Here is an 11,742-nt window from a genome sequence, read left to right on the forward strand (position 1 = left end):
GGGCGCGGACCGCGGCGTACGCGGCGGCGGCGACGTCGCGGCCGATGCCCGCCCCCCACGCCACGGCGTCGCCCGTCCCGCACTCGGCGTAGATCACGACCTCCTCCGGCGTCCGGCCGCCCAGCGCGGGCCGGTGGGGCGTCAGGCGCTGGTCGTCCAGCGCCGGCGCGGTGCGGTGGACCGCGCGCACCTCGATGCCCCACGGCGCGAGCACCGACCCGATCGTGCGCACCGCGTCCGCGCGCGGCCCGCTCACCTCGAACCCGCCGTCCACGTACAGCGTCGCCGTCACCGGCTCGCCGCCGGCCGGCAGCGGCTCGGCCGGGTCGCCGCGGTGCAGGTACTCCTCCTCGAACAGCGCGCCGATGCGGCTCGGCGACAGCTCGCCGCCGCCGTCCTCGGCCGCGGCCTGGACGCGGGCCGCCAGGTCGGCCTGCAGGCCGCGGGGCAGGTGCAGGCCGTGCCAGGCGCTCATCACGTACGCGACGCCGCCCTTGCCGGACTGGCTGTTGATCCGCACGACCGCCTCGTACGTGCGGCCCACGTCGGCGGGGTCCACCGGCAGGTACGGCATCCGCCAGGGCAGGCCGGCGGCGGTGACGCCGTCCTCGGCGGCGCGGCGCTCGCGGTCCTCGAAGCCCTTGTTGATGGCGTCCTGGTGCGACCCGGAGAAGGCGGTGTAGACCAGGTCGCCGCCGTAGGGGTGGCGCGGGTGGACGGGGAGCTGGTTGCACAGCTCGACGGTGCGCCGGACGGCGTTGATGTCGGAGAAGTCGATGCCCGGGTCGATGCCGTGGGCGTACAGGTTCATGCCGAGCGTCACCAGGCAGACGTTGCCGGCCCGCTCGCCGTTGCCGAACAGGCAGCCCTCGATCCGCTCGGCGCCGGCCAGCAGCGCGAGCTCGGCGGAGGCGACGCCGGTGCCGCGGTCGTTGTGCGGGTGGACCGACAGGCACACGTGCTCGCGGCGCGACAGGTGCCGGCCGAGCCACTCGATCTGGTCGGCGAAGACGTTCGGCAGGGACCGCTCGACCGTCGTCGGGAAGTTGAGGATGATGCCGCGGCCGGCGGCGGGCTGCCAGACGTCCATGACGGCCTCGCAGACCTCCAGCGAGAAGTCCAGCTCGGTCTCGTTGAACAGCTCGGGGGAGTACTGGTAGCCGAGGTCGCAGTCGCGCAGGGTCCGCTCGGCGTGGTCCATCATCACCCGCGTCGCCCGGACCGCGAGCTCCTTGCAGCCGGCCCGGTCGAGGTCGAACACCACCTGGCGGAACTGCGGCGACGTCGCGTTGTAGATGTGGATCACGGCGCGGGGCGCGCCCCTGAGGCAGTCCAGGGTGGCCGTGATCAGCTCCTCGCGGGCCTGGGTGAGCACGGTGATCCGCACGTCGTCCGGGATGTGCTCCTGCTCGATGAGCAGGCGGACGAAGTCGTGGTCGTCCTGGCTGGCCACCGGGAAGCCGACCTCGATCTCCTTGTAGCCCATGGACACGAGGAGGTCGAACATCATGAGCTTGCGCTCGGGGCTCATCGGGCGGGCCAGGGACTGGTTGCCGTCGCGCAGGTCGGTGGACAGCCAGCGCGGCGCCGAGCTGATGCGCCTGCTCGGCCAGGTGCGGTCGGTGAGGTCGAGGGGGGTGAATCCGGTATAGCGCTCTGCACCCTGCATCGTCGGATTTCCTTTCCAGGAACACGGCTTCGCCAGGAGGATCGCAACGGGATGGTCGCGGTGCGTGGTCGCGGGTCTTCCGCTTTCGCCGGCCCCGGAGCTAGAGTGCAAATTCCGGAATACCACGGTGTGAATGTTCGGTACCGCTGGGGGAGAAGGGCCGGTCATAATCTCGTGTGATGGCCCTGAAGCTATAGGGGTGTCGGGGGCCCGGCAAGAAGGTGGACCAGGAGTTCAGGGGCGGATATCCAGGGGGAGTACGTCCGGGTATCGAAAGGCGCATCCCGGCCTACACCTTTCGGATTACTCCCTTAACCGCCGCCCGGTCCTGAGGTCACAATCCGGGCTATGGCCGCTCCCTGGACACCTCCGGCCCCCCGTCCCCTTCTCTTTCCCACCGGCGTTCGCGTGCTTCTGCTGTGCGTCGCCGAGGCCCGCCCCGGAGTGCTCGCCGTGTCGGCGCTGCGCTATCTGTCCGGGATGGCGCTCGTACTGCCCGCCGTTCCGGCTCCCGAACCTCTGAAGGTCGTGCAGGGCGCGACCGCGTGGGTCCTGTCGATCTTCGCCGTCTACCTGTTCAACGGCGTCACGGACGTGGCCGAGGACCGCATCAACGGGTCCGGCCGGCCCATCGCGCGGGGTGACCTCGATCCGCGGGTCGCGGCCGTGGTGGCCGTGGCGGCGGGCGCGCTGTCGCTGGCGGCGACGGCCGGCCTGCCGCACCCGATGGTGTGGATCATCGCGGCCAACCTCGTGCTGGGATTCCTGTACTCGGGGCCGCCGCTGCCGCTGAAGGACAGCTGCGGCGGCACGGTCGCGGTCCTGTGCCTGTCGGGGCTGCTGTCGTACGCGGGGGGAGCAGTCGTGGCGGGCTCGGCCACGTATGAGGGCGTGGCGGGCTCGGCCACCTATGAGGGCGTGGCGGGGTCGGCGACGGTTTCGGCCGTCGCGATGGTGCAGATGCCGCCGTCGCTGCTGGTCTTCGCCGCGGCGGCGACCTGCTGGATGGTGCTGGTGGGCGTGCCCGCCAAGGACCTGTCGGACATCCCGGGGGACACGGCGGCGGGCCGGCGGACGCTCGGGGTGCTGATCGGCGAGCGGAGGTCGCGGCAGGTGATGATCGCGGCGGCGCTGGTGGTCCTGGCCGCGTTCGGGCTGGCGGTGGTGCTCCTGGAGGTGCCCCTGGTGGCGGTGCTGGCGGTCATGGCGGCCGGGGTCGCGGCCGTCGCGGTGGCCGGAACGATGCCCGGAGCGGTGACCGGAAGGATGGCCGGAACACTTGCTCCCGGAAAGCGTACAGGTAGTGCCGGTCGTGGTGCCCGACGCCGCCCATACCGGGCATTCATGTTAACGCAGCATCTACTACACATTACCCCTCTTCTGACTAATATATGGCCATAAGTGTTGCATTAGTGTGCCCGCTGCGCGATGCTAGGCTCACTCGTGCACTCCCCATGGCGGAGGGTGGACCTTGGACGCGGCACACGGGGCGGCGGAGGATCCGGCGAGATTCGTCGAAGCTTGTCGCGAAGAAGTTCTCACGGAATTCGAAATCGCACTCCGGACCAGCGGAAACGCTCTCTTCGCCGATCCGGTCGCCAGGGGCCAGGCGGTGTCCACGGCCCGATACGTGCTCGACGACGTAGCGGCTACGCTACGCGCTGGAAAGATACAGATAAGTAGTCTTTCCAAATTCCACGCCTGGGAGGTCGGGAACGCGCGGGCGGCCAGCGGCACCCATCCGAAAACTTCGCTTGAGGCGGGCTCACTTTTCTTCGGGATAGCGCTTTCGCACCTCACCCGTCGTATCACCGCAGAATGCGTCTCGCCGGCCGAGGAATTCGTACTGGCCGCGACCGGTCTGGAGGCGAGCCTGTCGCGCCGCATCCGCGAGGCCGCCGACAGCTACCACGGGTTCCTGCTGAACCAGGTGCACGAGGCCCAGGAGGAGGAGCGCCGCCGCATCGCCCGTGAGCTGCACGACCGCATCGGCCACGGCACGAGCGTCGCCCACCAGCAGCTCGCCCTGTCGGAGGCGTACCGGGCGACCGACCCGGCCCGCGCCTCCGCCAAGATCGTGGTGGTGCAGCAGGCCATCCAGGAGACCATGGAGAACCTGCGCCAGATGACCTCCGAGCTGCACCCGCAGACCCCGGTGAAGAATCTGGAGAAGTCGCTGCTGGACTTCCTGGAGGCGGTCGGCGACGACTCCATCTCCATCGCGTTCGACGTCAACGGCGACGAGTCGTGGGTGGACCCGCACGTGCTCGACGAGGCGTTCCTCATCCTGCGCGAGACCGTGCGCAACTCGCTCACCCACGGCGACCCGACGATCATCCGGCTCAACGTGGACATCGCCCCGCACGAGCTCATCGCGTCGGCCCGCGACAACGGGCGGGGCTTCGACCCGGCGAACGCGCGCCGGCGGGGCGGCGTGGGACTCACCTCCATGCGCGAGCGCGCGGAGCTGCTCGGCGGTACGGTGACGGTCTCCAGTGAGCCCGGCGGCGGATGCCTCGTCGAGCTGTACATCCCACTCAGAGGACAGGCCGGTGGACCGGACGACGCCTAAGCCCATCTCCGTCGCCTTGGTGGACGATCACACGCTGTTCAGGGAGGGCCTGCGCGAGATCCTCGAATCCTTCGGCGGCATGGACGTCGTGGGCGAGGCCGGCGACTCCGGCGCGGCGGTCGCCCTGGTCGAGGAGACCGAGCCGGACGTCGTGCTGCTCGACGTGGAGATCCCCGGGGACGAGGTCACCGAGACCGTGGCGCGGATCCGGCGGCTGTCGCCGGAGACGCGGATCATCATCCTCAGCATGTACGACGGGCCGCAGCTCCTCACCCGGCTGCTCGCCGCCGGCATCCGGGGCTATCTGCACAAGAGCGTCCACCGGGACGAGCTGATCGCGGCCGTGCGCAGCGTGTACGACGACCAGTCCAGGCTGGTGCTCGCGGTGTCGCGGAGCAGCCTGGCCCACGTGGAGGCGCCGACCGCCGGAGTGCTGTCGGACAAGGAGCTGGAGGTGCTCCAGCTCGCCGCGCAGGCGCTGAGCAACAACCAGATCGCCCGCCGCCTGGGACTGGCCGAGGCGACGGTGAAGCGGCACATGCGCAACATCTTCCTGAAGCTGAACGCGGTATCGCGCATCGACGCGGTCAACAAGGCGCTCGCCGGGTCGCTCATCATGCCTCAGACCAGGGGCGACGGCGACTGATCCCCGTCGGAGGCGAAGACGCCGGTCAGCTTGTCGCGGACCTCGGACGGCAGCTCGACCGCGCAGGCGGCCAGGTTCATCTCCAGGTGGACCTGGCTGCGCGTGCTCGGCACCGGGACGGTGTATTCACCCTGCGCCAGCAGCCAGGCCAGCGCCAGCCGCCCGGCGCTCAGGTCGAGCCGCGCGGCCACGGCCTCCAGCGCCTGCAGACCGGTGCAGTGCCCGTCCCGTCCCGGCCCGAAGCGCGGGTCGCCGAGCCGCCAGTCGCCCGGCTCGAAGCCGGCGTCCACCCTGATCCGGCCGGTGAGGAAGCCCCGGCCCAGGGGGCGCGCCGCCACCAGCGCGATGCCCAGCTCGCGCACCGCGGCGAGCAGCGCCGGGTCGGCGTACCGGCCCCAGACGGAGTACTCGGCGCTCAGCGCGGTGACCGGGTGGACGGCGTGGGCCTCGCGGAGCTGCCGCAGCGTGCCGTTGGTCAGCCCGACATAGCGGATCTTCCCGGCGCGCACCAGCTCGGCCAGGCGGCCCATGCTCTCCTCGACCGGCACGCGGCCGTCGCGGCAGTGCAGGTAGTACAGGTCGATGTGGTCGACGCCGAGCCGTTGGAGTGAGGCGTCGCAGTCGCGCTCCAGCGCGCCGGGGCCGTCGTCGTAGCAGGGCCGGCCGTCCGGCTCCATGGCGCGCACGCCGCCGCGCGTGCACAGCGTCACCTCGTGCCTCCGCCCGGCGACGGCCCGCCCGATGAGCCGCTCGGCCCGGCCCGCCGCGTAGAAGGCGGACGTGTCGACGAAGGTCACCCCCGCGTCGAGCGCCCTGCGGATCAGCCGGTCGGCCTCGGCCTCGTGCACAGGCCCGTAGGCCCCGGCGAGGGCCAGCGAGCCCAGCCCGATGGAAGAGATGACCGGCCCCGTCCGGCCCAGCCTCGTGTAACGCACCGAAATCCCTCCATGCGCCTTTCCCGATCACCGGCTCCGATCGGGGACCGGGAAATCGGGCAGCGAATGCGGTCTTGCGCGAGAGACCAGGCGCGGCTGTCGATTAGCGAGCTTCAGTGTTACCCAATGGTAGGGGAAGCTGAAGCAGAAGCAACGGCCCCACCCCCTATTAACCCCCTAATTGCCAGCATGACCCCATAAAGAGTTTTGTCGGCCTTTTGGGTTATCGGTGGATTAGCTACTGTGCGGATGTTCCGTGCTGACGGGCGTGAGGAGGTCGTGTGATCGAGAAGATCCTGCCCGCGACCGTCAAGGCATTCGACGCCTTCAACGACCCACCGGAGGCCGCCCTCTTTCCCGAGGAGGCCGAGCTGGTGCGGCGGGCCGCGGACAAGCGCCGCCGCGAGTTCACCACCGGCCGCCACTGCGCCCGCAAGGCCATGGAACGGCTCGGGCTGCGCCCCGTCCCGGTGCTCAGCGGCTCCCACGGCGAGCCGTGCTGGCCGCACGGCATCACCGGCAGCATCACCCACTGCGCCGGCTACCGGGCCGCGGCCGTCGGCGCGTACCCGGCGCTCATCGGCATCGACGCCGAGCCGGACGCCCCGTTGCCGCCCGGCGTGCTGGAGGCCGTCTCGGTGCCCAAGGAGCGCGACATGGTGCGCCGGCTGGGCGAGCGGCACCCGGGCACCGCCTGGGACCGCCTGCTGTTCAGCACCAAGGAGTCGGTCTACAAGGCATGGTTCCCGCTGGCGGGGCGGTGGCTGGACTTCCAGGACGCCGCCGTCACCGTGGACCCGCTGCGCGGCACGTTCACCGCGCACCTCATGGTGTCGGGGCCGCGCTGGCAGGGGGAGCGGCTGACCGGCTTCACCGGGCGCTGGACGGCCGGCCGCGGCCTTCTCCTCACCGCCATCGCCGTGGTGGGCGTCCCCCGGGCCGCCGCCGCGGCGGGCTCGCGCCGGGTGGAGGCCCGGTCATGAGGTTCGGGGTGGTGCTCATCAGCGAGGGCGGCACGCGCGCCCGGTGGACGGCCACGTGCCGCCGCGCCGAGGCTCTCGGCTACGACGTCATCGCCGTGCCCGACCATCTCAACCTGATGGCGCCGTTCCCCACCGCCCTGCTCGCCGCCGAGGTCACCGAGCGGCCGGTCATCGGCACGTACGTGCTCAACGCCTCCTTCCACCGGCCCGCGCTGCTCGCCCGGGAGGCGGCCACCGTGGACCTGCTCATCGACGGCCGGCTGGAGCTGGGGCTCGGCACCGGGTACGTGCGGGAGGAGTTCGAGGCGGCCGGCCTGCCGTTCGGCGCGGGTCACCGCGTCCGGGCGCTGGAGCGGCTGGTCGGCGAGCTGGACGGGCTCCTGGGCGGCCGGACGCCGCCGCTCCTGATCGGCGGCCACGGCGACCGCGTGCTGCGCCTGGCCGCGCGGCGGGCCGAGATCGTCAGCTTCACCGGCGCGCCGTTCCGCCCCGAGTACGGCAGGACGGCGCTCGTGGACGCGGCCGAGCTGACGCGCCGCGTCGTCCTCGCCCGGGAGGCGGCCGGGCCGCGCGCCGCGGACCTGGAGCTGAACGTGCTGTCCAAGGCCACGGTGCTGACCCGCGACCGCCGGGCGGGGGTGGAGAGCCTGCGGCGCTACGCCCCCGACCTGACCACCGAGCAGCTCCTGGAGGTGCCGACGCTGTTCGCCGGCACGCCGGAGGACATCGCCGAGCAGGTGCGCCGGCACGAGAAGACGTTCGGCTTCACGTACGTCACGGTGATGGAGCCGGCCATGGACGACTTCGGGAAGGTCATCGAACTCCTCCGCTGAGCAGCGGCACGCGCGGCTCGTACGGCGTCGCGGGCGGCCGTCCGCCGGGCACCCCGTACGAGGGGCCGTGCGCCAGGCCGTGCAGGCAGGCCGTCAGGCTGCGGGCCTCCACGTTGAGGTAGTAGCTGTGCCGCAGCAGCTCGTCGATCTGGTGCAGCGCGAGCCAGCGGAACCCCGGATGACCCGGCAGCGGGTCCTCGTCCGTCTCGGCCACGACGTAGCGATTGCGCGCGTGGTAGAACCGGCCGCCCTCCTCCGACAGCACGGTGTCGAACCGGAGCCGGGCCCGCGACGAGCCCCGTACGGCGTCCAGCACGACGTCCAGCAGCGGCGGGCGGGCGGCGGACGGCAGGTGGTCGTAGTTGCCCGGCGTGCACTGCACGGTCGGCGCCAGCTCGACCACGTCGGTGTAGCCCGGGTCCACGCGCGCCTGCACCAGGGCGTGGACCACGCCGCCGATCCTCCTGACCAGGAACGCCACCAGGCCCGTGCCCACCGGCGCGAGCATCGGCTGCGACCAGCCGGCCACCTCCCGGCCGCGCGCCTCCACCCGTACCCCGATGACGTCGAAGAACCGGCCCGTCTCGTGGGAGATGCGCCCGCCGGAGCGGCGCCAGCCGCGCACCTGGTCCAGCGGGACGAGCGCGGCGCGGACGTCGGCCGTGGAGCGCAGCCCGCTGAGCCAGCTCAGGATCTCGCCCAGCTCGTGGCGGGCCCCGCGCGAGGCGTCGCGGGAGCGCGCCACCGCGCCGGCGAAGCCCGCCGGTCCGGCGCCCTCCGCCACCCGCTGGGGCGGCAGGCAGGACAGCACGGTCCTGGCGTCCATGTTGACCCGGTCCGGCACCCCCAGCAGCCCGTACACCCGCGCCAGCGGCAGCCAGCGGAACCCCTCGGCGGCCTCCACGTGCCCCGGGACCTCCACGACCATGTTGCGGTTGCGCTTGCGGTAGAACCACGCGCCCTGCTCCGACTGGCGCGTGTCGGCGAGCACGCGGCCGCGCGGCTCCCGGAAGAGGTCCAGGTACGGCACCGCCCGGCCCTGGTGCACCCGCGTGTAGTTGCTCCGCGTGGCCTGCACCGTCGGCGACACCTGCGGTCCGTCGGGGTTGCCCGGCTCGTTCTTGGCCTGCATCAATGCGTACGGCACCCCGTCCACCCGCTTGAGCAGGATGCCCAGGATGCCCGTCTCGGGCTGGTTGATGATGGGCTGCGTCCAGGCCGGCACCGGTCCCGCGGGGCGGTGGACGTCGAGCCCCTCGACGGTGAAGAAGCCGCCGCTGTCGTGCCGCAGATTGCCCGTCGCCGGGTCCGCGTGCCAGGCGGGCAGCTCCTCCAGCGGCAGCCGCGCCACGTCCATGGAGGTCTGCCCGGCGACCTCCTGGAGCCAGTCGTGAACGTCGATGATGGCAGGCTCCTCACCACGGCGGTCCCGTCACGGCGGGCCGTTCCAACCGTCCGTGGCCGAAGCTGTCATGCCCCGCGGCGCCGCTCAACCCCTGCCCGCCCCGCCCCCCACCCCAGGCGCGGGCACGGCCCCGGAGCCCCGGCAGGATAGGGGTTCTTCGGTGGGCGGCCCCTTCGTAGCCTTCTAGGGTGGACGCCATGACCGATCATCGGGACGTGCGAGCCAGTGACCAGGACCGCGAACGGGTGGCGGAGACGCTCCGCGTCGCGGTCGGCGAGGGACGGATCACGCTGGAGGAGCTGAACGAGCGCATCGACCGGACCTACCGGGCGCGCACGCTCGGGGAGCTCGACGAGGTCGTGGCCGACCTGCCGCGGGACGGCTCGCTGCCCGCGGTCGTCACCGCCGCCCCGCCGCCGCAGGGCTTACCCGGGCCCGCCGAGCTCCAGCTCCACACGGGCAGCGGCAAGGTCGCGCAGGTGGGCCGCTGGGCGGTGCCCCGGCACATCAGCGCGAAGGCGGGCCGATGGGGCACGGTGCGGATCGACTTCACCCTCGCGGAGTGCCCGCACCCGGAGGTCCATCTCGACGTGGAGATCACCTCGTGGTTCGGCGACATCGTCGTCGCGGTCCCGCGTGGCTGGCAGGTCCGTGACGAGCAGGTCGTCCGGCGATGGATGGGCGCCGTCCACAACCGCCCCCCGGCGCCCCTCGCGCCGGACGGCGTCACCGTACGGCTCACGGGCTACGTGCAGACGGGAGACGTCTGGGTGAGGTACCGCCGGCCGGCCACGTGACGGCCGTCCGCAACCTGAGGAGGAACGCATGGCGTGCCGGATCTGTTCGGGCCGTCTCCACCAGTTCGCCGACTTCGGCAGCCAGCCGGTCTCGGACGCCTTCGTCACCCCCGGGGACCCGCGGGAGGAGTACGTGTTCCGGCTGGCCGTGGGCGTCTGCGAGGACTGCTCCATGGTGCAGCTCCTGGAGGAGGTGCCCCGGGAGCGCATGTTCCACGACGGATACCCCTACCTGTCCTCCGGCTCCGCCGTGATGCGCGAGCACTTCTGGAGCCTCGCCGAGCGGTTCCTCGCCACCGACCTGGCCGGCGACGACCCGTTCATCGTCGAGCTGGGCTGCAATGACGGCACCATGCTCCAGCGCGTGGCCGAGGCCGGGGTGCGGCACCTCGGCGTGGAGCCGTCCGGCGGGGTCGCCGACCTGGCCGCGGCCAGGGGCGTGCGGGTGCGCAAGGACTTCTTCGAGGCCGCCACGGCCGCCGCCGTGCTGGCCGAGGACGGGCCGGCCGATGTGATCTACGCGGCCAACACCCTGTGCCACATCCCGTACATGGACTCGATCCTCGGCGGCGTCGCCACGCTGCTGCGGCCGGACGGCGTGTTCGTCTTCGAGGACCCCTACCTCGGAGACATCGTCGAGCGCGCCTCCTACGACCAGATCTACGACGAGCACTTCTACTTCTTCTCCGCCCGCTCGGTGAGCGGCATGGCGCGGCGGCACGGCTTCGAGCTGGTCGACGTGGAGCGGCTGCCGGTCCACGGCGGCGAGGTCCGCTACACGCTGGCCCGGCGGGGGGCACGGACGCCGAGCCCGGCCGTGGCCGAGCTGCTCGCGGCCGAGGACGCCGCCGGGGTCAGCGACCTCGCCACACTGACGGCCTTCGCCGCCCGCGTGGCCGACAGCCGCGACCGGCTCGTGGCGCTGCTCACCCGCCTGCGCGACGAGGGCGCCCGCGTGTACGGCTACGGCGCCACGGCGAAGAGCGCGACCGTGCTCAACTACTGCGGCATCGGCCCGGACCTCGTGTCGTTCGTGTCCGACACCACCCCGGCCAAGCAGGGCAGGCTCACGCCGGGCTCGCACATCCCCGTGCGCGGCCCCGAGGCGTTCGCCGACCCCTATCCCGACTACGCGCTGCTGTTCGCGTGGAACCACGCCGAGGAGATCATGGCCAAGGAGGAGGGGTTCCGCGAGGCGGGCGGCACGTGGATCCTCTACGTGCCCGAGGTCCGGCTGGTCCGAGCCTGATGAGCGCCCTGACGAGCAACGGCATGAGGCACCGGCGGCTCGCGGTGGAGGGGGCGGTCGAGTTCGTCCCCGAGGTGTTCCACGACGAGCGGGGCGACTTCGCCTCGCCGTACCAGGAGCACGTCTTCGCGGGCGCAGTCGGGCGCCCGCTCTTCCCCGTGGCGCAGGTCAGCCGGAACGTGTCGCGGCGCGGCGTCGTGCGCGGCGTCCACTACACGCTGGTGCCGCCCGGCACCGCCAAGTACGTCTACTGCGCGGCGGGCCGGGTGCTCGACATGGTGGTGGACCTGCGCGTGGGCTCGCCCACGTTCGCCCGGTGGGAGGCGGTCGAGCTGGCCGCCGACACCGCCCGCGCGGTGTACGTCCCGCCGGGGGTCGGCCACGCGTTCGCCGCGCTGGAGGACGGCTCGGTGGTCAGCTACCTGCTGTCCAGGGAGTACCGCAGGGAGCACGAGCTGACGCTGTCGGTCTTCGACGAGGAGATCGGGCTGCGGCTGCCGTCCGGGCTGGGGCCGCTGGTGCTGTCCGAGCGCGACCGGCGGGCGCCCACCCTCGGTGAGGCGGCGGCGCGGGGACTGCTCCCCGAGTACACCCGCTGACCGGGGCGGGCACCCGCCCGCGGTGACCTGCGGAAAACCACAGGTATGTCCGGG

11 protein-coding genes are annotated in these 11,742 nt (G+C 72.3%); 8 read left to right on the forward strand and 3 right to left on the reverse strand.

All coding sequences use genetic code 11. From position 1 onward, the window contains the following. Positions 1-1,669, reverse strand: a 1,669-nt coding sequence (locus tag ABZS51_RS12830; RefSeq protein ID WP_355439365.1) for a 2-isopropylmalate synthase, incomplete at its 3' end; no start/stop codon positions are given. A gap of 408 nt (positions 1,670-2,077) precedes the next feature. On the opposite strand from ABZS51_RS12830, the gene ABZS51_RS12835 reads away from it, so the two are divergent. The 3 genes from ABZS51_RS12835 (at position 2,078) to ABZS51_RS12845 (ending at position 4,887) form a co-directional block, all read left to right on the forward strand. Next, entirely contained in the window at positions 2,078-3,070 is a 993-nt protein-coding gene (locus ABZS51_RS12835; protein ID WP_355439368.1) for a UbiA family prenyltransferase, read from the forward strand. Between the two features lie 529 nt (positions 3,071-3,599). Beyond that, positions 3,600-4,241, forward strand: a complete 642-nt coding sequence (locus ABZS51_RS12840; protein ID WP_310717309.1) for a histidine kinase — start codon at positions 3,600-3,602, stop codon at positions 4,239-4,241. A gap of 19 nt (positions 4,242-4,260) precedes the next feature. Further along, positions 4,261-4,887, forward strand: coding sequence for a response regulator transcription factor (locus ABZS51_RS12845; protein ID WP_310717308.1), 627 nt, complete (start codon positions 4,261-4,263; stop codon positions 4,885-4,887). Here ABZS51_RS12845 and ABZS51_RS12850 read toward each other — a convergent pair. After that, complete coding sequence (locus ABZS51_RS12850; RefSeq protein ID WP_355439371.1) at positions 4,863-5,822, reverse strand: aldo/keto reductase; 960 nt, start codon at positions 5,820-5,822, stop codon at positions 4,863-4,865. The genes ABZS51_RS12845 and ABZS51_RS12850 overlap by 25 nt on opposite strands. A 281-nt stretch (positions 5,823-6,103) precedes the next feature. Here ABZS51_RS12850 and ABZS51_RS12855 point away from each other — a divergent pair, with 281 nt between their 5' ends. Together ABZS51_RS12855 and ABZS51_RS12860 are read left to right on the forward strand one after the other, a co-directional pair. Continuing rightward, a complete protein-coding gene (locus tag ABZS51_RS12855) occupies positions 6,104-6,805 on the forward strand; it encodes a 4'-phosphopantetheinyl transferase superfamily protein (RefSeq protein WP_355439374.1) in 702 nt (233 codons plus the stop codon). After that, entirely contained in the window at positions 6,802-7,638 is an 837-nt protein-coding gene (locus ABZS51_RS12860; protein WP_355439377.1) for a TIGR03621 family F420-dependent LLM class oxidoreductase, read from the forward strand. The genes ABZS51_RS12855 and ABZS51_RS12860 overlap by 4 nt, the downstream gene beginning before the upstream one ends. Here ABZS51_RS12860 and ABZS51_RS12865 read toward each other — a convergent pair. Beyond that, the gene (locus ABZS51_RS12865; protein WP_355439501.1) at positions 7,619-9,043 is read right to left on the reverse strand and encodes an NDP-hexose 2,3-dehydratase family protein; all 1,425 of its coding nucleotides are present in this window, start codon (positions 9,041-9,043) and stop codon (positions 7,619-7,621) included. The genes ABZS51_RS12860 and ABZS51_RS12865 overlap by 20 nt on opposite strands. Before the next feature lie 197 nt (positions 9,044-9,240). Here ABZS51_RS12865 and ABZS51_RS12870 point away from each other — a divergent pair, with 197 nt between their 5' ends. From ABZS51_RS12870 to ABZS51_RS12880, 3 genes are read left to right on the forward strand one after another with little or no spacing between them, the layout of a single operon-like run. Beyond that, positions 9,241-9,840 (forward strand): DUF1707 domain-containing protein, encoded by a 600-nt coding sequence (locus tag ABZS51_RS12870; protein ID WP_310717304.1) that lies wholly within the window; start codon positions 9,241-9,243, stop codon positions 9,838-9,840. A 28-nt stretch (positions 9,841-9,868) separates the two neighbouring features. Further along, on the forward strand, positions 9,869-11,089 hold the full coding sequence (locus tag ABZS51_RS12875) for a class I SAM-dependent methyltransferase (RefSeq protein WP_355439380.1): 1,221 nt from the start codon (positions 9,869-9,871) through the stop codon (positions 11,087-11,089). Beyond that, positions 11,089-11,688 carry a dTDP-4-dehydrorhamnose 3,5-epimerase family protein gene (locus ABZS51_RS12880; RefSeq protein WP_355439382.1) on the forward strand — a complete coding sequence of 200 codons (600 nt, stop codon included), beginning with the start codon at positions 11,089-11,091 and terminating at the stop codon, positions 11,686-11,688. The genes ABZS51_RS12875 and ABZS51_RS12880 overlap by 1 nt, the downstream gene beginning before the upstream one ends. The last annotated feature ends 54 nt before the right edge of the window (positions 11,689-11,742 follow it).

It is taken from the genome of Nonomuraea sp. NPDC005501, assembly GCF_040605905.1.
Lineage (GTDB): Bacteria > Actinomycetota > Actinomycetes > Streptosporangiales > Streptosporangiaceae > Nonomuraea.